The sequence below is a fragment of the Lactococcus termiticola genome, from assembly GCF_003116835.1.
In the GTDB taxonomy this organism is placed as follows: Bacteria; Bacillota; Bacilli; order Lactobacillales; family Streptococcaceae; genus Lactococcus; species Lactococcus termiticola.
This window is the reverse complement of record NZ_BFFO01000015.1, coordinates 1-26,639: the sequence shown is the minus strand read 5'-3', so window position 1 is coordinate 26,639 and position 26,639 is coordinate 1. Positions and strand designations below refer to the sequence as shown.

Annotated in this window: 24 protein-coding genes and 2 pseudogenes; 23 read left to right on the top strand and 3 right to left on the bottom strand. The window is 45.1% G+C overall.

What is annotated here, in order from left to right:
- Positions 1-241 precede the first annotated feature (241 nt).
- From NtB2_RS08250 to NtB2_RS08670, 10 genes are all read left to right on the top strand, one after another.
- Entirely contained in the window at positions 242-1,777 is a 1,536-nt protein-coding gene (locus tag NtB2_RS08250) for a coiled-coil domain-containing protein (protein ID WP_109246476.1), read from the top strand.
- Positions 1,777-2,883, top strand: a complete 1,107-nt coding sequence (locus tag NtB2_RS08245) for an AAA family ATPase (RefSeq protein WP_109246475.1) — start codon at positions 1,777-1,779, stop codon at positions 2,881-2,883. Before NtB2_RS08250 ends, NtB2_RS08245 begins: the two co-directional genes overlap by 1 nt.
- Positions 2,884-2,936: 53 nt before the next feature.
- On the top strand, positions 2,937-3,239 hold the full coding sequence (locus NtB2_RS08555) for a hypothetical protein (protein WP_125195007.1): 303 nt from the start codon (positions 2,937-2,939) through the stop codon (positions 3,237-3,239).
- A complete protein-coding gene (locus NtB2_RS08550) occupies positions 3,217-3,423 on the top strand; it encodes a hypothetical protein (protein ID WP_125195005.1) in 207 nt (68 codons plus the stop codon). The genes NtB2_RS08555 and NtB2_RS08550 overlap by 23 nt, the downstream gene beginning before the upstream one ends.
- 944 nt (positions 3,424-4,367) lie before the next feature.
- Complete coding sequence (locus NtB2_RS08240) at positions 4,368-5,105, top strand: gamma-glutamyl-gamma-aminobutyrate hydrolase family protein (protein ID WP_109246474.1); 738 nt, start codon at positions 4,368-4,370, stop codon at positions 5,103-5,105.
- Positions 5,102-6,496, top strand: coding sequence for an APC family permease (locus NtB2_RS08235; protein ID WP_109246473.1), 1,395 nt, complete (start codon positions 5,102-5,104; stop codon positions 6,494-6,496). The genes NtB2_RS08240 and NtB2_RS08235 overlap by 4 nt, the downstream gene beginning before the upstream one ends.
- Positions 6,497-6,498: 2 nt before the next feature.
- Entirely contained in the window at positions 6,499-7,632 is a 1,134-nt protein-coding gene (locus NtB2_RS08230; protein ID WP_109246472.1) for a trans-sulfuration enzyme family protein, read from the top strand.
- An 81-nt stretch (positions 7,633-7,713) separates the two neighbouring features.
- Positions 7,714-8,397 (top strand): helix-turn-helix transcriptional regulator, encoded by a 684-nt coding sequence (locus tag NtB2_RS08225; RefSeq protein ID WP_165814987.1) that lies wholly within the window; start codon positions 7,714-7,716, stop codon positions 8,395-8,397.
- 95 nt (positions 8,398-8,492) lie between these two features.
- Complete coding sequence (locus NtB2_RS08220) at positions 8,493-8,969, top strand: S-ribosylhomocysteine lyase (protein ID WP_109246470.1); 477 nt, start codon at positions 8,493-8,495, stop codon at positions 8,967-8,969.
- A gap of 9 nt (positions 8,970-8,978) precedes the next feature.
- Positions 8,979-9,128, top strand: a complete 150-nt coding sequence (locus tag NtB2_RS08670; protein ID WP_165814986.1) for a hypothetical protein — start codon at positions 8,979-8,981, stop codon at positions 9,126-9,128.
- Between the two features lie 20 nt (positions 9,129-9,148).
- Here the strand turns inward: NtB2_RS08670 and NtB2_RS08215 are convergent, their stop codons facing one another.
- Positions 9,149-9,649, bottom strand: coding sequence for a hypothetical protein (locus tag NtB2_RS08215; RefSeq protein WP_109246469.1), 501 nt, complete (start codon positions 9,647-9,649; stop codon positions 9,149-9,151).
- A gap of 142 nt (positions 9,650-9,791) precedes the next feature.
- On the opposite strand from NtB2_RS08215, the gene NtB2_RS08210 reads away from it, so the two are divergent.
- The 7 genes and pseudogenes from NtB2_RS08210 to NtB2_RS08175 all read left to right on the top strand — a co-directional run bounded on the left by NtB2_RS08210 (position 9,792) and on the right by NtB2_RS08175 (position 16,809).
- A complete protein-coding gene (locus NtB2_RS08210) occupies positions 9,792-10,637 on the top strand; it encodes an aldo/keto reductase (protein ID WP_109246468.1) in 846 nt (281 codons plus the stop codon).
- Positions 10,638-10,809: 172 nt separating this feature from the next.
- Positions 10,810-11,322, top strand: coding sequence for a cysteine hydrolase family protein (locus tag NtB2_RS08205; protein ID WP_109246467.1), 513 nt, complete (start codon positions 10,810-10,812; stop codon positions 11,320-11,322).
- Positions 11,323-11,529: 207 nt separating this feature from the next.
- Complete coding sequence (locus NtB2_RS08200) at positions 11,530-14,124, top strand: cation-translocating P-type ATPase (RefSeq protein WP_109246466.1); 2,595 nt, start codon at positions 11,530-11,532, stop codon at positions 14,122-14,124.
- Positions 14,125-14,519: 395 nt separating this feature from the next.
- On the top strand, positions 14,520-15,080 hold the full coding sequence (locus tag NtB2_RS08195; protein WP_225867069.1) for a TetR/AcrR family transcriptional regulator: 561 nt from the start codon (positions 14,520-14,522) through the stop codon (positions 15,078-15,080).
- 35 nt (positions 15,081-15,115) lie between these two features.
- Positions 15,116-15,760 (top strand): annotated as a pseudogene (locus tag NtB2_RS08810) (FAD-dependent oxidoreductase).
- A complete protein-coding gene (locus NtB2_RS08805) occupies positions 15,757-16,407 on the top strand; it encodes an FAD-dependent oxidoreductase (protein ID WP_109246462.1) in 651 nt (216 codons plus the stop codon). Before NtB2_RS08810 ends, NtB2_RS08805 begins: the two are co-directional and overlap by 4 nt.
- 33 nt (positions 16,408-16,440) lie before the next feature.
- Positions 16,441-16,809, top strand: a complete 369-nt coding sequence (locus NtB2_RS08175; protein WP_174683342.1) for an iron-sulfur cluster biosynthesis family protein — start codon at positions 16,441-16,443, stop codon at positions 16,807-16,809.
- Positions 16,810-17,123: 314 nt separating this feature from the next.
- Here the strand turns inward: NtB2_RS08175 and NtB2_RS08170 are convergent, their stop codons facing one another.
- Positions 17,124-18,791 carry a hypothetical protein gene (locus NtB2_RS08170; RefSeq protein WP_109246461.1) on the bottom strand — a complete coding sequence of 556 codons (1,668 nt, stop codon included), beginning with the start codon at positions 18,789-18,791 and terminating at the stop codon, positions 17,124-17,126.
- A 580-nt stretch (positions 18,792-19,371) separates the two neighbouring features.
- On the opposite strand from NtB2_RS08170, the gene NtB2_RS08165 reads away from it, so the two are divergent.
- Positions 19,372-20,388, top strand: coding sequence for a glycosyltransferase (locus NtB2_RS08165; RefSeq protein ID WP_109246460.1), 1,017 nt, complete (start codon positions 19,372-19,374; stop codon positions 20,386-20,388).
- Between the two features lie 119 nt (positions 20,389-20,507).
- Here the strand turns inward: NtB2_RS08165 and NtB2_RS08160 are convergent.
- Positions 20,508-21,710, bottom strand: a pseudogene (locus NtB2_RS08160) (S1C family serine protease); the annotation flags it as partial.
- 344 nt (positions 21,711-22,054) lie between these two features.
- Between NtB2_RS08160 and rlmH the strand changes: the two are divergent.
- The 5 genes from rlmH (at position 22,055) to NtB2_RS08135 (ending at position 26,260) form a co-directional block, all read left to right on the top strand.
- Positions 22,055-22,534: a 23S rRNA (pseudouridine(1915)-N(3))-methyltransferase RlmH gene (gene rlmH, locus NtB2_RS08155; protein ID WP_109246458.1), complete on the top strand. Its 480-nt coding sequence runs from the start codon at positions 22,055-22,057 to the stop codon at positions 22,532-22,534.
- Positions 22,535-22,743: 209 nt separating this feature from the next.
- Positions 22,744-23,607 carry an ABC transporter ATP-binding protein gene (locus NtB2_RS08150; RefSeq protein ID WP_109246457.1) on the top strand — a complete coding sequence of 288 codons (864 nt, stop codon included), beginning with the start codon at positions 22,744-22,746 and terminating at the stop codon, positions 23,605-23,607.
- A gap of 10 nt (positions 23,608-23,617) precedes the next feature.
- Positions 23,618-24,376, top strand: a complete 759-nt coding sequence (locus NtB2_RS08145) for a hypothetical protein (RefSeq protein WP_109246456.1) — start codon at positions 23,618-23,620, stop codon at positions 24,374-24,376.
- A gap of 69 nt (positions 24,377-24,445) precedes the next feature.
- Positions 24,446-24,802: a preprotein translocase subunit YajC gene (gene yajC, locus NtB2_RS08140; RefSeq protein ID WP_109246455.1), complete on the top strand. Its 357-nt coding sequence runs from the start codon at positions 24,446-24,448 to the stop codon at positions 24,800-24,802.
- A 111-nt stretch (positions 24,803-24,913) separates the two neighbouring features.
- Positions 24,914-26,260, top strand: coding sequence for a glucose-6-phosphate isomerase (locus NtB2_RS08135; RefSeq protein ID WP_109246454.1), 1,347 nt, complete (start codon positions 24,914-24,916; stop codon positions 26,258-26,260).
- Positions 26,261-26,639: the final 379 nt, after the last annotated feature.

Genomic DNA, 26,639 nt, shown 5'->3' with positions numbered 1-26,639 from the left:
CGGAACACTTTGCCCTGAGTCATAAAGTTCTACTAGAGTTTCTTTGAAACCTTGTTCATATCGTTTAACCATAAATTGAGTGTACCAAATTACCTAAACGGCTGTCCATTTTTCTAGGATAACATCAGTATGTATAAAACAAAATACATCGTAGTAAAAGATTTTAACAATACAGATAACACAGGACAGTTCCCAAATTTTTCTTGACTTAATGTCAGAGTTGTTGGAATAAGGAGACATTATGAATAATGACAAATTAAATAAATTAAAAGTTTTTCTTTCGTGGGCGTATCCAAAAGGTTCTTGGTTTGAGAAATCGGAGCTAGATTTGGTAGAGATAAATACTTATTGCGAAACCAAAGGCTGGAAGGAAGTTGATTCCCTTATTGACTCTCTTGTGAGGGAAGGATTTTTGACTAAGGATTATCGGTTTGGAAAGTATTTATATCAAATTAATTTTTCTAAAACAACAGAAAAAGATAATAAAATTGTAGAAAAAACAAAGAGTAACTCACGAAATAAAAAAGCTCAAAGTAATACAATAGTTGCGCGTGATAATAAAATTGTAGAAAAAACAAAGAGTAACTCACGAAATAAAAAAGCTCAAAGTAATACAATAGTTGCGCGTGATAAAAAAAAGAAGCAGACTGTAGAGCAAAATACTGGTGATACCAGTCTCCAGCTAGCCAAGGAGGTCAATGGATTAGAGAAAAAGAAAAAGGAGATAGAGTCCTTAGTCCGAAGTATTAATTCAAGTAAAAATTTGCCGACAGTTGCGCAAAGTGGTGGACTTTTTGGCTGGTTTGATCATAAAGTTACGGGAAATGAAATGAATGATTTAGCTTCAAAAGTTCAAAGTAAGTTAATTGGGCAAAATCAAGCAATAAAAAAAACCACTCAAGAATTTGGCTCAGTATATACTTCAATTATTGATACATTAGGACTGGTAAATGTTTCTCTGGCAGGAGCTGTAAAGGCTTCCAATCAAGCACATGAAGCGGGAGTTAAAGCTGAGAAAAACGCCGCAAAAGTTAAGACAGCACAAGATGATATAAAAGATTTAGTTATAAACAACGATAAATTGATTCAAGATCATAAAAAAGTCATCCAAGTATTGAAAACTCATAAAGAAAAACTTGATGAAATTAAACATATTGCGGATGTAGATAAGCTTTACTCAGACTTTTATGTAAAGAGCCAGGAACTTGAAAAAGAAAATAATAAGATTTCTGAGCAAATCATAACTGTAAGTAGTGAAAATGAAACACTAAAAATAGAATTAGATGATTTATCGGATACGATCAGAAATTTTGATGAATCCCTGTCAGAAGGGATGAGTGCTCAAAAAACGCGACTTGATGAAGTTTTTTTGCAAGTGGATCAAAATCTAGAGAATATTCAGAGTGAAACGGAATCTAAAGTTGAAACTCTCAGCTATGATATTAAGAAGGTAGTTCTAAATCAGAAAAAGGCTTTTGACGAAAAGTTGGAGAACTTAGATGATATAGTTAAAAAACTGGAAGAATCCAACTTAGAAAAGATAGATGAGCTGAAAAATACAAGTGATGAAGCTTTTGCAAAAATTGCTAAAAAGATTGAAGGAAATCAAAATGAAAGTCTAGCTCAAGTCAAAAGTATCCACTCAGAAATGGAAAATCAATTGAATGAAACGAAGAAATATTTCCAAAAACAACTGAAAACAACAAGAGTTCTCGCAATAATCTCATTTATTGCATTTATCGTTTTACTCATATTAATACTTAGTGGGGTGATTTAATGATTTCAGAGAGCTACAAAATTAAGCTAGAAAAGGAAGCAAAAAAACTCGACAGTATCTATGGTACGGGAAATGAGTTTGAAAAGCTTGTAGCAGAAATTACCACAGAGAGAGTGGTAGAAGCGAGTCTTTTATTTCTCAAAAAAATAGGTGAAGAACAAAAGAAAATAAATTCTCCAAAAACTGAAAAACTTCCAAATGAAGCGAGAGAACTTTTATTTATCTTTTTAGGGTCAAGACAAATTGAGAACATGATTGATGTTTTAAAGGAAGAAGCGAATTTTCCTTTGCCGGAACTCTTACATAATTTAGATGCCTTAGTTGGTTTGGAAAACGTTAAACATCAAGTGACGGATTTAATTGCATACAATCAAATTCAACAATTACGAACAAAAAAAGGTTTAGCGAAATCCAATAGAACCTTGCACATGGCATTTCTAGGAAATCCGGGTACTGGTAAAACTACAGTGGCTCGAATCGTTGGGCATATGTATAAAGCAATTGGTTTATTGAGTAAGGGACATTTCATAGAAGCGAGTCGTACGGACTTGATTGCAGAGTATCAGGGACAGACAGCAATCAAAGTTAAGCGACTTATCAATCGTGCAAAAGGTGGAGTTTTGTTTATAGACGAAGCTTATAGTATCACAGAAAATAATCATGCAGACAGCTATGGTAAAGAAAGCTTGACAGAACTTACGAAAGCACTTGAGGATTATAGAGATGACTTGGTCGTGATTGTGGCAGGCTATACAGATCTCATGGAGCAATTTTTTGAGTCAAATCCTGGCTTGAAATCAAGGTTTAATAGCTTTGTTTTTTTTGAAGATTATTCAATTGATGAATTAGTGGAGATTTTTAAGAATATTTGTGAGGAAAGTGATTATTCTGTTGATGAAGCGATGATTGAAAAAGTTAGACTGTGGCTTCAAAACAAGCTAGATGCAAAAAATGGAAACTTTGCTAACGGTCGAGTGGTGCGTAATTTGTTTGATGATATTACGATGAACCAAGCTAAAAGACTTGTACGAAACGCTCATGAAGAATTAGATAAGAGTTTCTTGGAAAAATTATTGCCAGAGGATGTACCGGAATTAAGGGGATAATTTAGGATAAAAGATAAATTTAAAAATATCTTCATACAAGTTCAACTTCTGATATGCATCCTATTTTAATTGAGCTTTTTAGTGAAAGAGGAGAAGAGTTTTTCGTTCCACCAATTTTGAAATTGAGAAAGATTGAATTGACTTTTTTCATTATCAGTAAATATAAACGACTTCGTGATGATGCAAAGGAAATGGATAGTAATAATTTAAATCTTTTTGATTCATCTTCGAATAAAAATATTGAAAATGGGACTTTGTTATTCGTAGAAAATCATTTATGTTTGAATGATTCAAAATATATTTCCTATATGAGTAAGCCATTTTTAACCCCCTATGCTCGTCATCACAATGGATGAATGCTGTACTATCTTTGAAATTTCTGCTAAAGTGCAAAAAGGAAATCGAACTTTAGTAGTGAGTTTAGAGTTGAATCGTGATGTTAGTCCAGATATAAAGCATTCTATTTCTTATCCAACAGGTAAAAATAATGAGATTTTAGATAAGGCACATTTAATTTTTCAAAACAACGATGATGTTTAAATGGTTTTAAATGATATTCCGAAAGATTTTGGTGGTGTGCTTGACTATTTAATAAAATTTAGAGAATTAAGTAATAAAAAAACTCATTTCTGAACTAGGGTATTACTCAGAAGAAGAGCTGGTAACTCCAATATCGGTTGAATCACTTTCGAGACTAATTCATAATGATAGCAATCCGAAGTAAAAAACAGTGGTAATGCTGTGCATTGGTTTACAATTACCAATGGTTCTATTCTTAGATTTAATTAAAAAAGCAGGATTTGAGCTACGTATATACCAGAAGAAATGTTTTATCTGACTATAATTGCGTGCTGTGGAGAATATTCATTAAAAGAATGGAATAATCTAATGATTGAAAAACAATGCCAGCCATTCGTAAAAAATTAAAAATCAGCAGAATTTTGCTGATTAGCGTATTCATTTTCTCCTATCATATTTGGTGCAAGTCTGGTGCAATCCTATTCCAAAACTATCAATTCTTATCCATCTTTATCATTCTCTGAAAGTATAGAATAGCTCAACTGTAAGGATAGAGAAGGATATAAAAGTGCTAAAATCAAAGTTTTGGCGCTCAAAACGTTAATCTGCGGATTTTCACGTTTGGAACACAAGGTTTGTGCCTTGTGTTTTTTTATATCTTTGATATGAATAAGTCCTGTTCAGTATAATGGATAGATAGCAGGGGCGAAAACAGTACTCGTATCTAGTATAATTGCAAATTTGTAGAAGACATGGCTTTAGCTGTGTTTTTTTACTTTGCCTAGTCAAAGTCCTTAAAAGACTACCAAGATATTGCATTGGTAGCCTTTTTTTATTCAACTTATTTTTAGAAATCAAATGAACACTAAAAAATAATCTTATCTTCCCTGAAAGCCCTTGCTAAAAAGAGGGTTATAATATATTATATTTTATAGATAAAATATTATAAAGGAGCTGGGCTGATTATGAAAAAACCGATCATTGGAATATCGGGAAGCATCATTATTGATGAGGCCGGGATGTTTCCGGGTTATCGACGTTCCTATGTTAATGAGGACTATGTCAAGGCGGTCTTGAAAAATGGTGGGATTCCGGTCATCATTCCTATGACAGAGGATGAGGAGACGATTGAGGCACAGATTCATCAAATCGATGGTCTGATTTTGAGTGGCGGTCATGACATTTCGACGGATCGCTACAATGAAGAGCCGAGGCAAAAGCTGGGCGATACCTCTTCAGAAAGGGATGCTTTTGACTTTCTTTTACTGGAAAAGGCGGAAGAAAAAAATATTCCGATTCTTGGCATTTGTAGGGGTTGCCAGGTGATTAATATTTACCATGGCGGTAATCTCTACCAAGATTTGACTTATAGAGAAGGCGAGACCTTTAAGCACTGGCAGGGGCATGACCCTGAGAAGGTCACCCATAGTATTCTTGTCGATGAAGGCTCTAAAGTTTATCAGATGATTGGCTCGAAGGAAGTTAGGGTCAATTCCTTCCACCATCAACTTATAAAAACTGTCCCGGATGATTTTCGGGTATCAGCCAGGGCAAAGGATGGCGTCGTTGAAGCGATTGAAGCCAGGGGACATCGCTTTCTTGTCGGTGTTCAATGGCATCCAGAAATGCTCTATAAAAAAGACGATGGAATGAATGTCTTCTTTAGAAGATTGATAGAAACGGCTCTTGAGGACGAATCATGAAAAAATTAGGTTTTTGGTCGATTGTTTTACTGGCGATTAACTCAATCATTGGCTCTGGGATTTTCTTATCGCCAGGCTCTGTCATCAAGATGGTGGGAAATAAGGCTCCGCTCGTCTATTGCCTGGCGGCGGCCTTTGCGATTATTCTATCCATCACCTTTGCATCAGCCGCCAAGTATGTCTCTAAAAGCGGGGCGGCCTATGCCTATGCCAGGTCTGCTTTTGGGGAGAATATTGGTTTTTACGTTGGGATCACTCGTTTTGTAGCAGCTGCGATTGCATGGGGCGTGATGGCTACAGGCGTTGTCAAATCGGTCCTTTCTATTTTTGGGATGAACAGTAATGATTTCATCTTGATTAGCCTTGGCTTTATCTTACTGATGATTTTATTGTTCTTGATCAATTTAGGCGGGCCTGGTTTATTCAAACTTATCAATAACCTCTCGACCCTTGGGAAATTACTGGCCTTGGTGACGACCGTCCTTGTTGGGGCGATTATCGCGATGCAAATGCACTCACATCATCTTGTGGATGTTAATTCCTTGGTCAATGCGGCTGGTCAGCCACTTCTGCCAAAGGCTAATCTATCCATCCTTGTCATGGGCGTAATTACTTCATTTTATGCCTTCACAGGCTTTGAAAGTGTGGCCAGTGGGGCAGAGGATATGGAAAATCCTGAAAAGAATTTACCCCGGGCGATTCCCTTGGCCATTTTCATCATTGCCGTTATCTATATCGGTATTATCATTGTCTCGATGATGATCAATCCGCGGGTCCTCATTGAAACAAACGAGGTTGTGGCCCTGACGACCGTCTTTGATGACCCTATCATAAGAGGCATTATTCTTTACGGGGCTTTGATTTCGATGTTGGGGATCAACGTGGCGGCCTCATTTCATACGCCTAGGCTCCTTGAAGCCATGGCGAAAGACAAGCAGATTTCTCCCTGGTTTAATCAGAGGACCTCAAAGGATTTTCCACTGCGGGCCTTTATTATAACGATTGTCATTGCGATCGTTGTTCCCATGGCCTTTAAGTACAACATGACCAATATCATCATCCTGAGTTCAATTTCTCGCTTCATTCAGTTTTTGATTGTGCCTCTGGCCGTCATCTGCTTCTATTATGGGAGAAATCAGGGCGAAACCCTGCAGGCGGTCAGAAAGAATTTTTGGACAGATGTCCTCGTTCCCATCTTTTCACTGATCGTGACGGTATTTTTGCTCATCAAGTTTGACTGGGTTGGGCAATTCACAAGTCTGGATGCCAATCATGTCGCCCATGCGAACATCTATGCCATCTCGGCCATGGTCATCGGCTATATCATACTACCCTTGCTTTTATTTGCTCTCAAAGAGAATAAAAATATATTACAAAAACAGGAGGACTAACAATGGGCACTAACACAGAATTATTACACGGCTATCCGGTCGTCGACCCTTACACAGGGGCGGCTTCAATCCCCAAATATCAAACCTCGACCTTCAATCAGCAGGCCTCAGGCGAACATCAGGAATACAGCTACACCCGCTTTGGTAATCCGACGGTGTCAGCCCTTGAAGAAGCCATCAAAAAGCTAGAACACGCCGCCTATGGCTTGGCCTTCTCTTCAGGGATGGCGGCCATCTCAAATGTCTTGATGCTTCTCAAGGCAGGCGACCATGCCATCTTCCCTCACGAGGTCTACGGGGGCACCTGTCAATTTGCTGGTGAAATCCTACCCAATTATGGCATTGAGACCAGCTTCATTGACATGTCCTCTATCGAAGAACTAGAGGCCGCGATTCAAGAAAACACCAAGCTGATCTATATTGAGACGCCGTCTAACCCTCTGCTCAAAGTCTCAGACATTAAAAAAATTGTTCAAGTTGCGGCCAAGCATAAGCTGCTTACGGTCGCAGACAATACCTTTATGACACCGCTCAATCAGAGGCCGCTGGACCTGGGTGTTGACCTGGTCGTAGAGAGCATGACAAAATTTATCAACGGCCACAGTGATGTGGTGGCCGGCCTGATTGCGACGAACGATACAAGGCTTTATGAAAAACTTTATTTATTCCAAAAAAACTTTGGGGGGATCCTTGGCATAGAAGAAGCCTGGCTTGTCCTGAGAGGAATGAAGACGCTGGGGCTTAGAATGGCAAAATCGGTTGAGAATGCAGAGAAGCTCGCTGAATTTTTAAGTCAGCATCCGAAGGTTTCAAAAGTCTATTATCCAAGCTTGGCAGGCCATGATAATGCGACTGTCCAGAAGAGCCAGGCCAAAAACGGCGGGGCAGTCCTCTCCTTTGAATTAAAAGATGAGGCGGATTTAGAAAAATTCATCAAAAACATGAAAGTCCCTATTTATGCGGTGAGCCTGGGTGGTGTCGAGACCATCATTTCTCATCCAGCGAGCATGTCACATGCCTGTCTGACGGCAGAGGAGCGGGCTGAGCAGGGCGTGACAGACGGATTACTCAGGATGTCTTGTGGCATTGAAGATGTCGAGGACCTATTGGCCGACCTAGAGCAAGCCCTCAAATAAAGGCGGAAAGCGGAGAGCTTCCGCTTTTTTGATGGACTTGTAGTATAATAATAGGGATGAATGCTAGGAAAAGGAAATAGGATGGGTCATAAACTAGAGCAGTACTTCCCCTTTGTTGATTTTTTATCTCAGATTTTTGGAGAATGTACAGAAGTCGTCTTGCATGAGATCAGCATTGATAAAAGTGGCTATAAGTCGTCGGTGGTCTATATTAAAAATAGCATTTCTGGAAGGAAGCTCGGCTCTCCAGGGACGGACTTTTTGATGCGGATCATCAGTTCCAAACAATATCAGAAGACAGATTTTTTAGTCAATTATGCCAGCAAGTCCATGAATGGGGCCTTTTTGAATGCTTCGAGCTTCTTTATCAAAGATAGCAAGGGCGACCTAATCGGCATGCTCTGTATCAATACGGATAAGACCAGCTTAAAGAGCCTTGAACAGTCATTGGAGTCAATGTTGGGCTTGATCAGGCCCTTCGTCAATCCAGGGGCAAAAAAGCAGCTGGCAAGTGAGCCAGCAGTGAATGAGAATCTTTATCTTAGTATAGAAAATTTCATTGACCAGGCCTTTTTTGAGGTGCTTGGGGTCAGCTCCAATAAAGAAATGAAACTGACCAAAGAGCAGAGGCTTAAAATCATGCAGGAGCTCTATAGCAAGGGCTTTTTTGACCTGAAGGATTCGGTCTCTAAGATTGCTGCTTATTTTAATATGGCTGAGGTGAGTATTTATAAGTACTTGCAGGAAATTAAAAATATGGGCTGATGATCTCAAGAACTGAAAAAATTCTAAGCTCAGTCATTTCCCCAAAATCATGTTAAAATAAAAGAAGAAACAAAAGAAAACGAGGTAATTTAACTATGGCAGAAGTAGAAAGCTTCCAACTCGATCATACAAAAGTCCTGGCCCCTTACGTCCGTCTTATCGATGTAGAACGTGGTCCTAAGGGCGACGCCATCAGCAATTTTGATGTCCGTTTTGTTCAGCCTAATGCCAACGCCATCGGCATGGCCGCCCTTCACACCATCGAGCACTCAATGGCCAGTCTCATCCGCGACCGGATTGACGGCATGATTGACTTCTCACCATTTGGCTGTCAGACAGGTTTCCATATGATCATGTGGGATGAACCAACAGCTGAAGAGGTTGCTAAGGCCATCAAGGGCTCGCTTGAAGAATTAGCAAGCGATGGCTTCACTTGGGATAATGTACCAGGTGTTGCTGAAAAAGAATGCGGCAACTACCGGAACCACAGCCTTTTTGGTGCTAAGGAATGGGCGAAGAAGATCTTGGCAGAAGAAATCTCGTCAGACGCTTTTGAACGTAAAATCGTCTAGGAGCTTTTCATGGGAAAATATCAATTAGACTATAAGGGCCAGGCTTCGGTCGAAAAATTTCACGAGAAACACTCGACCGGCCAGTCTGACAAGCAGGCGAGAATTGCCGAGCTTAGAAAAAAGCAATTAGACAAAAAGAAAAACAAGCAGGCCAAGTGACCGCTTGTTTTTTATATTCTCTACATTGCTACAAGTAGGAGCTGAAGTGCTGATGCCAGGGCATAAAAGCCGACGCTAAAGAGGATGATCCGGCTGTGCTTGAGCATGTTTCGACTGCTGAGCCAGAGGAGGCCAAAGAGGCCAATCGATAGCAGGAGGGCCAGGCTGTGGACCAAGAGGACCGGCAGAGGCGAGAGGGCCAGGTATTCAGCGATAGAGACCAGGGTCGCCGCAGGCAGGAGGCTCATGACTGTCCAGTAGACCGTGACCCCAAAGCTCTGTCGCTTATGACGGAGTCTAAAGTTCATAAAGAAATAATAGGTCCCTGCCAGTGCAAAGGTAAAGGCTGTCGGAGCTAGCCAGAGGAGGATTTCTGCCCAGAGTGTAATGGTCATCCCGCTATAGAGCATTTGCCAGTGAAACATCAGCGATAGGAGGATAAAGGCAATGATGGTCCCTAGAATCCCGAGCTGGGTCAACTGCCTTTGGCGTTTTTGAATTTTATAGGAGGCTGCAAACATGGTGTTTCCTTTCTAATCTTTTTCTTATGTTTTTATTATACTTGTTTTAGAAAGAAAGCTAAAATAATATGCAAGGGAAATCATTAGCAGCTGGTTGGAAAAAAGATTATAATAAATTTATTAAGAAATAAAGGAGCACAACATGTCATTAACAGATACTTATCGTTTAAATAATGGAATGGAAATCCCAAAGGTCGGCTTTGGGACCTGGCAGTCAGCAGATGGCGACGAGGCCTATAATGCCGTAAAGGTCGCACTGGAAGCCGGCTACCGTCATATCGACACGGCCGCCATCTACGGCAATGAAGAAAGCGTCGGTCAGGCCATCAAGGACTCTGGCATTCCTCGTGAAGAGCTCTTTGTAACGACCAAGGTCTGGGCGGTCGGCACGACAGAAGATGCTGCCGCAGCCCTCGATGAAAGCTTGGCCAAGCTCGGCCTTGACTATGTCGACCTCTACCTGATTCACTGGCCAAATCCAAAGGCCTTCCGTCCAAATTTTGCTGAGCGGAACGCCGCTGTCTGGAAGGCAATGGAGCAGGGGGTCAAAGACGGTAAGACCAAGGCCATCGGCGTCTCAAATTTCCATCCACATCACTTGGATGCCCTTCTTGAAGTCGCTGAAATCAAGCCGGTCGTCAACCAAATCTTCGCCAATCCTTCTGACCTTCAAGAAGATCTGGTCGCCTACAACAAGGCCCACGACATCTTGACCGAAGCTTACAGCCCACTGGGGACTGGGAAAATCTTTGCCGTTGAGGCACTGAAAGAAATCGCCGTAAAATATAATAAGACCGTCGCCCAGGTCGTCCTAGCATGGTCGTTGGCCCACGGCCTCCTGCCTCTGCCTAAGTCTGTCACGCCTGAGCGGATTCGGGAAAATGCCGACATCTTTGATATTGAACTCTCTGAGGCCGACATCAAGACCATCTACGGCCTTCACGGCCAGGCCGGTCTGGCGAAAAATCCAGATGAGGTCCCACACTGATAATGGATGAAGAAAGCGGTAGGGTTTTACTGCTTTTTTGTTTTAAGTTTTGAGCGAGCAATGCGAGCTAAGGGAGCATTGAGCTCCAAAACCAAGCAAGAAAGCTTGCAGATAAAGAAAGCGGAGCTTTCTACATTATGTTACAATAAAGAAAAAGCAAAAAGGAGCCCTCATGAGAAAACTACTCGCACTGATCGATTTCCAAAATGATTTTATCACAGGAAGCCTGGGGACCAAGGAGGCCGAAGCCATCGTGCCTAAGGTCATTGAAAAATGGCAGTCCTACCCTGAAAATGCCCGTGTGGCGACCCAAGACACCCACTATGCCGACTATCTTGAGAGTCAGGAAGGCCAAAATCTCCCGGTCGTCCACTGCCGGAGAGGCACGGAGGGCTGGGAGCTCCATCCAGGGATTGACGAGGGCTGCCGTGACCTCTATGAGAAATCCAGCTTTGGCTCGGTCGAGCTGGCCCAGTTTATCCAGGACCAGGACATCGATGAGGTCGAGCTGATTGGGATTTGCACGGACATCTGCGTGGTCAGCAATGCCCTCTTGATCAAGGCCTACGACCCTGAGGTCAAGATAACAGTTGATGCCAGCTGTTGTGCCGGCACGACCCCAGAGGCCCATCTCTCGGCCCTTGAGACCATGAAGTCCTGCCAGATTAATATCATCAATGAATAGATTGACTTTAATGAGAAAAATGTTATAATAAAATTAAAACAAGGGAGTAGCAGGGGCATTGCCAATGTCCGGCCTGGTCGTCAATACAATGCTTGCGAGCATTCGGCCTGGCCTTAAACCGCGAGACTTGTGGGTAAAACCACAGGCCTCGCTTTTTTTATAGCTTGCCCTGGTTAAAAATGAGAGAAGGATGGAATCGCTAGGTTAATGGAAAAAGAAGTTTATAAGCAGACTGTGGATGAAGTCATGGAGGAGCTGGATTCGGGCCTTGACGGCCTCAGTCAAGCAGAAGTCAAGGCCCGGCTAGAGCAATACGGCTACAACGAACTGGCCGCTGGCAAGAAGAAGTCGCTTCTGGTCAAGTTTTTAGAGCAGTTTAAGGACCTGATGATCATCATTCTGGTCCTTGCTGCTGTCCTCTCAGTCGTGACCAGCAGGGGCCATGAATGGTCGGATGCGGCCATTATCATGCTGGTCGTCATCATCAATGCGATTTTTGGTGTCTATCAGGAGGGCAAGGCCGAGGCTGCGATTGAGGCCCTCAAGGAGATGAACTCACCTGCCGCCCATGTGAAGCGGGCTGGCCAGGTTCAGGAAATCGACAGCCGGGATCTGGTGCCGGGCGATATTGTTTTATTAGAAGCCGGCAACATTGTCCCAGCCGACCTGAGGTTGCTCGAGTCAGCCAGCCTCAAGATGGAGGAGGCCGCCCTCACTGGCGAGAGTGTCCCAGTCGAAAAGACCGCCGATGCTGAGGTCGCAGATGGAGCTCCCTTAGGCGACCGGCTCAACATGGCCTACCAGAATGCTAATGTGACCTACGGGCGTGGCCTGGGGATGGTCGTAGCGACCGGTATGGCGACCGAGGTAGGGAAAATCGCCTCGATGATTGAGGCGGCTGATGAGACAGAGACACCACTCAAGGCCAATCTGAATAAGCTCTCCAAGGTCTTGACCTGGGCAATTTTAGGGATTGCGGCCATTACCTTTATCGTCCATCTCTTGCGAGGGGGACAGATTCTTGAAGGACTGCTGGTGGCTGTGGCCCTGGCTGTGGCGGCGATTCCTGAGGGCTTACCTGCCATTGTGACGATTGTGCTCGCCATGGGGACCCAGCTCTTGGCCAAGCAGAAGGCCATTGTCAGAAAGCTTCCGGCTGTGGAGACACTGGGCTCGACTGACATCATTGCTTCAGATAAAACGGGAACCCTGACCATGAATCAGATGACCGTCGAGGAGCTCTGGACAGGCGATTTGGGAGATGCAGATCTCAGCCTTCGTATCATGAATTTTGCCAATGACAGTAAAATCTCAAATGACGGCCAGCTTCTCGGGGATCCGACGGAGACAGCACTGGTCAAGTATGGTCAGGAGCAGGCTTTTGACCTTAAAGCAGAGCTTGCGGCCACTCCCCGAATCGCTGAGTTGCCCTTTGATAGTGACCGAAAGTTGATGACCACCGTCCACCAGATGGCTGATGGCCGTCTCTTTGTGGCCACAAAAGGGGCACCTGACCGTCTGCTTGAACGTTGTTTGATTGATGACCGCTCAGAGATTGTAGCTGTTAATTCTCAGTTGGCCCAGCAGGCCTTGCGGGTCTTGATGATGGCCTATAAGTGGCTGGACGAGTTGCCGGAAGACTTGAGCCAGCTGGAAGAAGACCTGCAATTTGCGGGTCTCGTCGGCATGATTGATCCTGAGCGTCCAGAAGCAGGAGAGGCCGTAGCGACAGCGAAGAAGGCCGGTATCCGGCCGATTATGATCACGGGCGACCATCAGGACACGGCGGAAGCCATTGCCAAGCGACTGGGGATTATCGAAGCCAGCGACCAGGAAAATCACGTCCTGACGGGCCAGCAACTCGACGAGCTCTCTCAAGAGGCCTTTGCTGAGCAGGTCGGCCAGTATTTGGTCTACGCCCGGGTGTCGCCTGAGCATAAGGTCAGGATTGTCAAGGCCTGGCAAAACCAGGAGAAGGTCGTCGCGATGACCGGTGACGGGGTCAACGACGCCCCTGCCCTCAAGCAGGCTGACATCGGGATTGGCATGGGTATCACAGGGACGGAGGTCTCCAAGGGGGCGGCTGACATGGTCCTGGCCGATGACAACTTTGCGACCATTATCACAGCGGTCAAGGCCGGCCGTAAGGTCTTTGCCAATATCCAAAAGACCATCCAGTACCTGCTGTCGGCCAATACGGCCGAGGTCCTGACCATATTTACGGCCACGCTGATGGGCTGGGACGTCCTCCTACCGGTGCATCTGCTCTGGATCAATCTCGTGACCGACACCTTCCCTGCGATTGCCCTGGGTCTCGAGCCGGATGAGCCGGGGATGATGGAGGAGGCGCCTCGTGGTAAGAAGGCTAACTTCTTTAGCGGTGGCGTGCTTTCTTCGACGATATATCAGGGGATTCTCCAGGCGGCCTTGACACTTGGCGTTTACGGTCTGGCTTTGGCCTATCCGGTCCATGCTGGCCAGCCTGATCTCATGCATGCGGATGCCCTGACCATGGCCTTTGCCACGCTTGGCTTGATACAGCTCTTTCACGCCTTCAATGTCAAGAGCATCCACCAGTCGATCTTCAAGCTCGGAGCCTTTAAGAACAAGACCTTTAACGGGGCGGTTCTGCTGAGCTTTGTGCTCTTGGCTATGGTAATTGCTGTGCCGGGGATGAATGACATCTTCCATGTGAGCAATCTGGATGCTTATCAGTGGGCGATAGTGCTTGTGGCTTCCTTCTCAATCCTTGTGATTGTGGAGCTTGTGAAGTTCTTTCAAAGGAAGTTTTTGAAGTTGTAGGAGTCTGCTGATATGGACCGTTGCGTTCCGGAAAGCCGGCAAAACATAGTGGGGCCAATTGTTAAATCTGGAGCCCGTTGGTCTCCAGATTTGCCTTATTTCACAATGTTTTTCCGGCTTTCCTCCACTCCACTCATGCCTAATTATCTAAAAAATCAAGTCGAGATATAAAGGCTTGGCTTTTTTTGCACTTTGAAAAACTAAAAGTGGAAGAATTCCAGCCCATTCATAGTGACGTCGCCACGAAGATAGACTCACTATGCATGGGCTGGAATTCTGGAACGACTGCCAGGCTCAAAAAACAAATCTCAAATCAAATTCTTTGCAAATCCAAATCTTACTTGTTAAAATGATTTTGTACCGAACGGTAGGTAAAAAATAAAAAGGAGGAAATCGTGAAGACAAAAGAACGCATTATTGAAGCCAGCAAACAGTTGATCTGCCAAAAAGGCTTCGCTGATACTTCGATTTCCGATATTCTTAAGGCGGCCGATGTAGGCAAGGGGCAGTTTTATTATTATTTTGCCTCTAAAAAAGTGCTCTGCCTGGCTGTGATTGAGAGTCATGTGAGGGACTGGGAGGAAAATTGCTTCCTGGCCATCCTCGAGCAGGGAAACGATCCTAAGCAGGACCTCTCTGACATGATTGACTGGGTCTTTGCCAAACATCAGGATGAATTCCAGCATTATGGCTGTCCAGTCGGCAATCTGATCATTGAGCTGGCGGCCCTCGATGAGGACTATCGCCAGCCCCTGGCCCAGCTCTATGAGCACTGGACTCAGCTGATTGCAGGAAAACTCAGTCAGCTGACGGGTAAGCCGGTCGCGGAGCTGAGCTTGCCTGCCCAGCAGATGATTGCGGCCATCCAGGGTTCGATTTTATTGCTGAAGCTGTCGCAAGATGTTCATGTCCTACATGACAATCTGGAGCAAGTCAAGACCAGCTATCTGGTCTAAGTAAAAAAGGGAGAAAATCTCATGGAAAATTTGATGTGATCGTCATTGGAGCTGGCCCCGGAGGGGCTGCTGTTGCCCGAGGCCTTCAGGCGGCTGGCAACAAGGTCGCCCTGGTCGAGCGTGACAAATGGTGAGGGACCTGCCCTAACTATGGCTGTGACCCGACGAAAATCCTGATGTCAGCCGTTGAAACCAAGCAAAAGGCAGTCCACATGCAGGAAGCCGGCATCCAGGGCGAGCTCAGCATCGACTGGAAGCAGTTGATGGCCCGCAAAAACGCCTTCACTGAGCCTTTCCCAGCCATGATGGAAGGCAGTCTCAAGTCTTCTGGCCTTGTTACTTTGCACGGCGAAGCGAGCTTCCAAGAAGACGAGAGCCTCAAGGTAGGCGATGAGCTTTATACAGCTGACAATTACCTGATTGCGACCGGCCAAAAGCCTCTGATTCCGCAGATTCCTGGGAAGGAATACTTCAAGACCAGCAATGACTTTCTGGCCCTGGAAGAAATGCCTGCCAGCATGGTCTTCTTGGGTACCGGTTTTGTAGCCCTTGAACTGGCTCAGATTGCCGCTGCTGCAGGAAGCCAGGTCACAGTGATTGCTCGCCACCAGCTCAAAGTCAATGGCTTTGACCAGGAGTTGGCCCTGGACTTTATTGACCAGATTGCTAAGATGGCGTGACCTTTGTCGAAAATGTCGACATCACAGAAGTCACAGAGAACGGCGGTAAGCTGACCCTCAAAGACGGCAAGGGCTACGAAATCCAGACCGACTACGCTGTGGCCGCTATCGGCCGTGGTGCAGCTGTCGGAAGCCTCCATCTTGACCGTGTTAACGTCACTGTCAACCGGGGCGGTATCGCTGTCAACGAATTTTTACAGACCAGCAATCCTAAGATTTACGCCCTGGGCGACGTGATTGACAAGACAGCTGGACGCTTAACGCCTGTCTCAGGCTTTGAGGCCCGCTACCTCCTGGCCAACTGGGACAAGCAAAGTCCTGAAGCCATCAGCTATCCAGCCATCCCATCGATTGTCTTTGGGGCGACTAAGCTTGCCAAGGTCGGTGAGACTACTGGTTCGTCTGTCAAAGAAATTGACACGACTGGCTGGTACACCTACCGTCGGGTCGGTGATCCACTTGCCAAAATCAAGCTTTATAGCAATGAAGAAGGCTTGATTGTCGGAGCCAGCATTCTGTCAACACTGGCTGATGAGCTGGTCAATTTCTTGAGCATCCTGATTAACAAGAAAATCAGCCTGATGGAAGCCAAGAGCCTGATCATGGCCTACCCAACACCGGCTTCAGATTTGACTTATTACTACTAAAATTGACAACCACAAAAGCAAAAGGAGAAAAACATGCTTACATTCACATTTGACGAACAAGTTGCAGAAAAAATGAAGGCTCTTGAGCCTGCCAGCTTTGTATTGGACTTTGACCACACTTTGAGCGAGAGCCTGGCTGAGGTCGATGCCTGTGCCGGTGGGATTTCAAGATGGCGGATTGTTGCAGTTGACAAGGACGCTGTCCCTGCTGACTTTGACAGCCATCTTGACTCTGAATTTGGTCCGATTTACTACAAGAGCATCGGTGAAATGTTCTTCCATGAAGACCTCAAGGCTAAGGTCGAAGGTTCTTACAACCTCATCAGCCTGAAAACACCGGGTGAGACCCTGAGTAACAACCTCTTGGTTGTTGATTTCCGTGGCAAAAAAGCAGTAGGATAAGAAAAGGAACTGATGAAATCCTCGGCGTGACGCTTTACATGCAAGATTCACATGAGGACATCAAGCTCTTGAGACTGGCGATGAACCAGCACATCACTTATAACTGCCTGCGTGAGTAAATCTTCAGGCATCCAGGCATGGGAGAAGGCCTCAATGACCTTTTCTTAGCTTAGATAATTTAATAAAAAGCCTCCTATCCTAGAAGGCCAAACAATCAGGAATTTAGAGAAGACTATCCTAAAGAAAGGCTTCCCGAGGTTCGGTTCAACTGGTTGCTTGGTAGCTGAAGAGGGGCTTTTTTATTTGAAATTTATTTATTCTTTGTTTTTCTGACTCATGCGTCTAAAGGCAATAATAGCCAAGCTGACCAGTGTTCCAAGGATGAGAGCGAGGCCAGAATAGGCCATCAGCTGGGTCTGCTTGTTGTCTGCACCGGTGTTGGGAAGGGATTTCCCTGATTTAGAGCTACTTTTGCTTGAGTTTGCCAGAGCTGTTGCTGTTTTTGCTTTATCTGAGGCTTTTGGTTTAGGATTTACTTTTGGACTTTCGGTCAAGCTGAACTTATCGCTAGCAGAGATAGCGTTGCCGTACTTGTCTAAATAGTTTACAACAAAGCGATAGTCTCCAGCTTTAAGTCCTGCTGTGTCGACGGTCACGCTACCATCTGGATTTGCCTTGATTTTATCGGCAGAGAGCCCTTGGCCACTGAGGGCATTGACTCCAGAGACAGAAGCAAAGCTGTTTGATGCACTGTCCTTATCCACTTTTTGGGGACTAAATTTATTGCTGAATTTTACAGTCTCTCCGGCCTTGAGCGGTCCTTTTTGGTCGCCGATAGCGAGAGAAGAAACTTGATTGTAAGGGTGGACAGTACGGGTCACAGTGATTCTAGTGCCGGCAAACGGTGTGGGAGTTACGCCTACTGGTTTTTTATCGGCACTGGTCTGGTCTTCAATTTGATAAGTATAGGTAATGTTTCCTTGTGCATCCATTCTACTGTTACTGAGGGTCTCTTTCCAGTTCCAGCTTACTCCTGTGGCTGGATCTAGGCTACGACCAGTTTTAGTCGAGCTGGATGCGGCACCAAGGTAGGTCAGGGGATGGCTGTTGCCCCAGTAGTCTTTATATGAGCCGATGACCTTTGCTTTATCTACTTCGTCCCCCTTATAATAAGTCTCTGTCATTGGGTTAAAGGAAGCTTGGCTAGGCTGGAGTTTATTGACTAACAGGTCTAAGTTGACTTGTTTTCCAGTGCTGTCTGTCAGTTTTAATTTGTGATGATCTTTACCGGGATTAGCATCCGGGAGGTAGCTCAAGACGACAGTATTTGGGCCGGAGAAAAACTTCTCTTCGGGGTCAGCAGATAAATCTGTGTCGACTGTTTTACTGACGCTGACCAGTAGACGGCCACCGTCGGGAATGATTGAAGGAACCTCGAAGTTGAAAAGTGGCGTTGTGAAATGATACTCTGGGAAAAATAAGGTGGGGATGATAGCGGGCCCGGTGTTGTTTTTATGAATGTCCAGTTTGACTTTTCCAGACCCGCCTAAATCTACAGCTCCGATGAAGGCACTCCCGTTCTCGAAGCTGCTTGGCCGAAGGTTTGCATTGGCGACCAACATGTTAGTAAGGGGCGTCATATCTATTTTCACAGGAGCATTAGCTCCAGAAAAGGTTTGAAGATAAGGGAAGGTCATGTTAGCCTGGATTAATTGGCAATCACTTTCTCTCGCAAGGCCGTAGTAGGTGGCGTTGGGCGATTGGTTATCATAGGCCAGTTTATCCTGCGATGTCTGGTCAATCGTCGAGGCGTAGACGGGATAAGGAGATGGCCCGACAAAATTCAGACAAGAAAGAGCACTAGAGGCAAGCATTGAAAGCATTGCTACAGAACATAAGCCTATTTTGCTCGGCTTCTGACTTGACTTCTTAAAAGATGGAAAAGCTCCAACTTTAGGATGGTCACTTTTGATTGATTTCATGGTTTATTCTCCTCGAAAAATAAAATTTTTGGGGATAATTTCCCCTCTGCTGAACGAATTAACTCAACTTCATCTCCTTATTATGGCTTCGTTTCACAAGAGGAAGTTAAAAGCTAATGAAGTGGATTGAATGACAAGAAAATCAGGGGCTATTGTAGCTTTGCTGACGACGCTAGAGTCTGAGTTTAGGGGGTCTCCGGCACTTTAGCATCGCCAGTAAAGCGAACAAAAGAAAAATCTTCTGCGATTTCCACAGGTCCATATAATCATCTTACGATTGGAAAGTCAACATAACTTCTTGCTATTTTGGTTATTTTTTGAGGGATTTTGATTAAGTTTTGGGCAGATGAAGGCCTACTAAAGACCCTGATGTTGCTGTCAGGCAAGCTGTTAAATTCGCTGGTATAAATACCAGGAAAATTCGTCCGTTTTTTGGGAAAAGAGATGCGATAGAATGTGGCTTTTAGAAATCAATTTTTTTAATCTAAGAGCCTTCAGGGACCCAGATTAAAGGCCGATGGGTAAAAACATGACTTTCATGATATAATATGAAATATATTTAACAAAACAAGGAGCAAGCATGAAAAAGTGGGTCACAGCAACACAGCACGGCATGGGGGCGAACGCCATCCAGAAGGTCAATGCTGATGTGGTCAGCATCGCAGAGAGCTTGGGCTACCAGGCCCTACCGATTACTCGCTATGATGCGACCAGCGAGGCTCCTGAGCTCATGCGGGTCCGGATTCAGGGTCTGATTACGGCGGTTCAGCCGGGCGACCTGGTGGTCTGCCTCCATCCGATTCTTAACGGCTTTATTTTTGATGTCTCCCTTGTGTCCGCCCTCAAAGAGCGGGGGGCCAAGGTTGTCATCAACGTCTTTGATACGGAGAAACTCCGCTATCCCAAAGACCTGGGCGAGTCCTACGACCAGATTGGCAAGGAACATGCCCTCTTTAATCAGGCTGACTATCTCATTGTCCACAATGAAGCCATGGAGGCGGGGCTAAGAGAAGTCGGCGTGACCGTGCCCATGCTCAAGCGGGGGCCTTTTGACTACCTGATGCCGGCCGAAGAAGCCAAGCTTTCCGATAATCTGGAGCGAAAGCTGACCTTTGTCGGTAGTTTTGACAAGAGCCCATTTCTTAAGACCTGGGCCTATCAGACGCCACTGTCAGCCTTTGGTTCCCGCCAGACCGCAGAAGGGGAGTATCCGCTGGGGCCAAATGTCGACTACCTCGGCATGGCCAATTTCCTTCAAGACATGCCAAGAGATGCCTTTGGCATCTTCTGGGACGAGGGCTTTAACTACCAGGTCTATTCACAATACACTTCGCCACACAAGGTCGCCCTTTATATGGCGACCGGCCTCCCAGTCATTGTCTGGGATGGGGCCGGTATCGCTCCCTTTATCAAGCGGGAAGGCCTGGGATATACGGTTAAGTCGCTGGATGAGATTGACGGCCTGCTCGCCTCTATCACAGATGAGGAGCTTCGAGCTTTGAAAGAGCGGACGAATTACTTTAGTTATTTCATTCGGGATGGGGCCTTTACACGGCGGGTTTTGTCTGAGTTGGAAGGACGTTTAGCTATAAAATAAAAAAGAAGGCTTGTTTGCCTTCTTTTATTGTGTTCTTAGTTGCCTGAGAAGAAGTCGCTGGCGTCATTGCTGCTGTCGCTGTTTTGCGAGTTCCTTTGGCTATTTGATGATGAAGAAGATGATGAAGAGCTAGAATTGTTCAAATGCAGGTCACTGCTGGATTTATTCAGCGTGACTTCAGCGGTCTGTTGCTTGCCGTCACGGTAGAAGGTCAGCTTGACCTTGTCGCCGATATTGTGCTTGTAGAGGGCACTTTGAAGGTCGGTTGAGGATGAGACGCTCGTGTCGCCAACCTTGGTAATCACGTCACGTTCCTTCAGGCCGGCGTTGGCGGCAGGGAGTCCAGATTGGACCTGGGCCACGACGACACCGGATGTGACAGATTCAGGCAGACGAAGCTCTGAAATCGTAGAATTTGGCAGGCTAGAGAGGGCGACCATAGAAACGCCGAGGGCAGGCCGGACGACCTTGCCGTCACGTTCCAGCTTGTTGATAATATTGACGACATCATTAGCTGGGATGGCGAAGCCGATGCCTTCGACGGTGGTTGAACCATCTTCAGTTGTGGTCAATTTTGACTGGGTAATCCCGATGACCTGTCCACCGATGTTGATGAGGGCCCCACCAGAGTTCCCTGGATTGATGGAAGCATCGGTCTGGATGGCGTTGACAGAAACAGCCTGGCCGGAGTCGTTGGTCATAGAGACCTGACGGCTCTTGGCTGAGACGATCCCTTCAGTCGCTGTGTTGGCAAACTGGCTACCCAGTGGCGAACCTACAGCGATGGCAGGCTCGCCGACTGTGATGTTGTCTGAGTTGGCGAAGGTCGCTGTCTCTTTGACATACTTGGCGTCGATTTTGAGGACGGCAATATCGCTATAAGTATCCTCGCCGACCAGGGTCGCTGTGACCTTTTGGCCACCTGAAAGCAGGACTTCGAGCGACTTAGCACCGGCAACGACGTGGTCATTAGTGACAATGTAGGCGGTATTACCATCTTTTTTATAGATGACGCCAGAGCCTTCACTGCTGAGCTGGGTCGTGTTTGAAGCACTGTCACCGCCAAATAGGCTGTCGCTCGAGCTCGAGCTACCTTGATAATTGAGGACGGAGACCACGGCATTTGAGACCTTCTTGACCGCTGCGGTCGTGTCGGTGTTTACGTCGACATTGACCTTGCTGACCTGGGCAGAGCCCGCCGTCGTAGGACTCGTGATAGAACCGTGTGTGTTGACGTTTTGATAAACGATATTGCCGCCAAGTGCAATCGCACCACCGGCCACACCGGTCAGCAAGAATTTTGTAATATTTCCTTTGGCCATAATATCTCCTTAAATAATTGACATTTTTGTTATACTCAAAGTTTAACCCTATGCTCTTAATGATAGCTTAATAATTGCTAAATTCAAAGTAAAAAGGGCGCTTGGAGGAGTTGATAGTAATATGCATTGTTTATATGGTAAAGGTTTAGCGATTTGCTCTCGGCCACATACTACTTTGCGGGGGTTCTGGGCGGGAGCCAGCCTGACAAAAATAAAGTGGAAAATAAGAAAAGTTTTCCACAGAAGTGTGAATAAATCTGAAATGATGTTGATAAATCTTGCTTTCATCTTGTTTTCAGTCGTGGAAAAGGATAAAATGATTAAAAAGAAAGAAAAGGAAAGCCATGAAAATTCGCCTGATTGTCGTTGGAAAACTAAAGGAAAACTACCTCAAAGAGGGTATCGCTGAGTACAGCAAGCGGATGTCAAAGATGCTCCCGCTTGAGGTCATCGAGCTGGCCGATGAAAAAATCCCTGACCAGCCGTCAAGTAAGGAAGTCGAAAAAATTAAGACGGTCGAAGGCGAGAAAATCCTGAGCAAGATTAATGACCGGGACAAGCTCGTCGTCCTGGCCATCAAGGGCAAGCTCTTGACCTCAGAAGAGCTTGCCAGCTTGGTCAAAGAAGAGGAAATCTATGGTCAAGGCGACCTGGTCTTTGTCATCGGTGGATCGCTCGGTCTTTCTGATGACGTCTACCGGCGGAGCAATGTCCAGATCAGTTTTGGCCGTTTTACCCTGCCTCATCAGCTCATGCGGCTGGTCCTGGTCGAGCAGATTTACCGGGCCCAGATGATTAACCGGGGGAGTGTTTACCATAAATGACAGATATTTTTAGGTCTGTGGAGGCACCTGAGGGATTTTGTTGGGCAAAATCAGGAGAGAATGGCTAAGCTTTCGATCAGAAAGGCCAGCAACTAGCTCTAGGAATGTGGACTACCGTGCTTGGCAGTCCCTCTCTCAAAAGCTACAGAAACCATCTTAAAAAATGCTATAATGAAAAAACAAGTCAAAATGTTAGAAAGAGGTAACAGATGGGAATAAAGGTTGAGAAGCTCCACTTCAACTATGGCAAACAGGCTGTTTTGAGGATTGTTTCGGCTAAGTTTGAAGCTGGAAAAATCTATGGCATTGTCGGGAAAAATGGTGTCGGTAAGACGACCTTCTTTAAGACAATGACCAATATCATCACGAATTATAGCGGTCAGGTCTTTATTGACGGCCAAGAAGTGAAAAAAAATCCAAGCGTGCTTTCAAAAATCGGCATCACGCTTGATGACATGGAACTCTACAAAAATTTTAGTGGTCTTTTTAATATTCGCTATTTTGGAGGCCTGCGTGGTAGCCTGAATGAAGCAAAAGCACTGGAGATGGCAAAACATTTAAGCATTGCTGACGCTCTGGATAAAAAAGTGTCAAGTTATTCATTAGGGATGGGAAAGAAGCTGATTCTTTTGATTAGCTTGATGAATGATGCAGAAGTACTCATTTTTGATGAACCTTTTCGAGGAATTGATGCGGCATCGGTGGCTTGGTTGCGAGACTATCTGCTTGAGCTCAAGAAAAAGGGAAAGATGATTTTGATTTCCAGCCACGTCCAAGAAGACATTGAGAGCATATGTGATGAGGTCCTTCCCTTATATGAAGGAGATTTCCAGGAAAGCTTTGATTTGACAGATGCAGAGCGTGAGCTGAGCTATAGCGTTGTGGTCGATGATATCGAAAAACTTCAGACGCTGTTATCATCTATGGGGATTGATGCCCGGCTAGAAGATAATAAGGTGAAGTTTGATGCCAACACAGCAAGCTTCCAGGAACTTTTCAAAAAAGCTGCGGCAGACGGCCTTCTTTTTGATGAAATCAAAAAGGAATCTAAGTTTGCTGACTTTGTTAAATAGGAGTTGACAGATGAATATTAGTAATATCTTCAAGATGGAATTTTATCGCAATTTTAGAGACCGAGCTTATCTCATGGTGACAGGAATTCTAGCCCTGCTGTCACTGTTGGTTTGTGGTATCTGGGTTTATCTCATCCAGACCTATCAAAATCATGACGACTCTGCGAAATATATTTTTGGGATCGCCCTCTTTTTGACAGTGACGATTATGGCTGCAATCTGGGTCTTTACGGTGATTTATCCCTACCACTTGCTGAGTGTTGATTATAACAACAAGGTTCTCGCTCTGGTTGCGGCGAGTGGCGTAAAGAGACGGAGCTACTATCTGGTTAAGGTTCTGGCAACGATTCTTACGAGCTTGTTGGCCTATCTGGTCATCATGATCCTACCGATGATTCTATTTTATGCCTTTTATTTCGATCGATTTTTGAAGGTGGCTAATGCAACGCTTCCTTTGATTACGGGGCAGGCCTTATCAGGACAAAGCGTTGGATTTTGGCTGACCTCAGTTGTTGTGACGGCAGTAACGAATATTGTTGTGCTCTATTTTGCAGTCATCCTGCTTCGGGGCCGTTTTCTTGCGATATTCCTTGCTTTTGCCTTTAATATGGGAATTGGTCTCTTTTCTAGTATTGTCAGAGCATCGCTGTCGGGCGTGACAGCAGGCCAGGCCGATGCGGCGGCAGTCGTGACGATTGTTGTTAGCGTCCTTGCACTGCTACTCTTTGGCTTCTTGGGGCTGAATAAACTTTCCAAACAAGACCTATAGAAATGATTAGACAAGGCCTCTTAAAGATGTTATAATGAGAGGAATTTCTAAATCAAAAAGGAGTATCACATGTCAGGTTTCTCATTAATTTTCATCGTTATCATCTTTGGGGGAATGTTCTTCTTCATGCAACGTTCACAAAAGAAACAACGTCAACAACGCGAAGAACAACTCAACAGCATGCAGGTCGGTAGCGATGTCGTTACCATTGGTGGCCTTCACGGCAAGCTTGCTGCCATCAACTCAGCATCAAACACGATTGATATCGACTGCGAAGGTGTGATCCTGACCTTTGACAAGGCCGCTATCAAGACCATCAATGCTCCAGCAGCTCCACAAGCCGTGGAAACAGCGGTTGAAGAAACAAAGGCAGAAGCTGAAGCAACTGCTGAAAAAATGGAAAATCCAATCGAAGAAAACAAGTAAGCTCAGGCTTGCTTTTTCTTTTCCTTGAATCCATGTGTAGTTGAGCACAAAAAAGTGCAAATTAAAAAGAAAAGTGATAAAATTATCATTATAAAAACTAAGGAGCATGAAATGGTACATATTAAATTTGACTACTCAAAATTAACTCCATTCGTTAATGACAACGAATTAGATGAAATCCAATGGCAGGTCACTGGAGCAGACAAGATTTTGCGTGAAGGCACTGGTGCCGGTAGCGACTTCATCGGTTGGCTCGACCTTCCTGAAGATTACGATAAAGAAGAATTTGCCCGCATTCAAAAAGCGGCAGAAAAGATCAAGTCTGATTCAGACGTCCTCGTGGTCATCGGTATTGGTGGTTCATACCTCGGAGCCCGCATGGCGATTGACTTCCTCAACAACAGTTTTGTCAACCTTCAAAGCAAGGAAGAACGCAAGAACCCACAAATCCTTTACGCAGGAAACTCTATCAGCTCAAGCTACCTGGCTGACCTCCTCGAATACGTTGAAGACAAGGACTTCTCAGTCAACGTCATCTCTAAATCAGGGACAACGACTGAACCTGCCATCGCCTTCCGTGTCTTTGAAGAACTCCTCGTCAAAAAATATGGCCGTGAAGAAGCTAACAAACGCATCTACGCAACCACTGACAAGGAAAAAGGTGCTGTCAAAGTTAATGCTGACGCCAACAACTGGGAAACTTTCGTGGTTCCAGACTCAGTCGGCGGCCGTTTCTCAGTCCTGACTGCTGTTGGCCTCTTGCCAATCGCAGCTTCAGGTGCTGACATCAAAGCCTTGATGGATGGTGCAAATGCAGCCCGCAAGGAATACACAGACACAGACATCAAGAAGAACGATGCCTATGCCTATGCTGCCCTCCGCAACATTCTCTACCGTAAAGGAAAATTCTCAGAAATCCTCATCAACTACGAGCCAAGCCTCCAATACTTCGCTGAATGGTGGAAGCAACTTTCAGGTGAGTCTACTGGTAAAGATGGCAAGGGCATCTACCCTACCTCTGCCAACTTCTCTACAGACCTTCATTCACTGGGCCAATGGATCCAAGAAGGGACTCGTACCGTCTTTGAAACAGCAGTCCGTGTTGAAAAACCTCGTAAGAACCTGAATATCCCTGAATTTGACCAAGACCTCGACGGCCTTGGCTACATTCAAGGAAAAGACGTCGACTTTGTCAACAAGAAGGCTGCAGATGGCGTCCTTCTTGCCCACACTGACGGCGCTGTTCCAAACATGATCGTGACCCTGCCAGAACAAGATGAGTTCACCTTGGGCTACGCTATCTACTTCTTCGAGCTGGCTATCGCCATCTCAGGCTACCTGAACGGCATCAACCCATTCAACCAGCCAGGTGTAGAAGCATACAAGAAGAACATGTTTGCCCTGCTCGGCAAGCCAGGATTTGAAGAACTTTCAAGAGAATTAAACTCACGCCTCTAATTTATAATAGAAAAAAGTCTGCTGGCCAGACTTTTTTTGTACAATTTTTTTTGAGAGAAATCCCATTATTCCGGGGATTAGACCGGCGAAAACGAACACTCTGAAAAAAATATCAAAAAAACCGTAGTTTATTCTTGACAAAGTAAAAGAGGTTTGATACTATATAATAGTTGTCGCAAGAGAGCGGCACACAAGCCCCTTGAAAACTGAATAAAGAAGAATGACTCATGTGATAGACGAAAGTTTATCAAAAACTGTCAATTCAATAATGAAAGACATAAAAGATTTGTCCATTATTCCTAAGTGCTAAAGCACTAAGGATAATGGCAAAACAAAGCCAGTTCATAACAATGAACTTTTAACGAGAGTTTGATCCTGG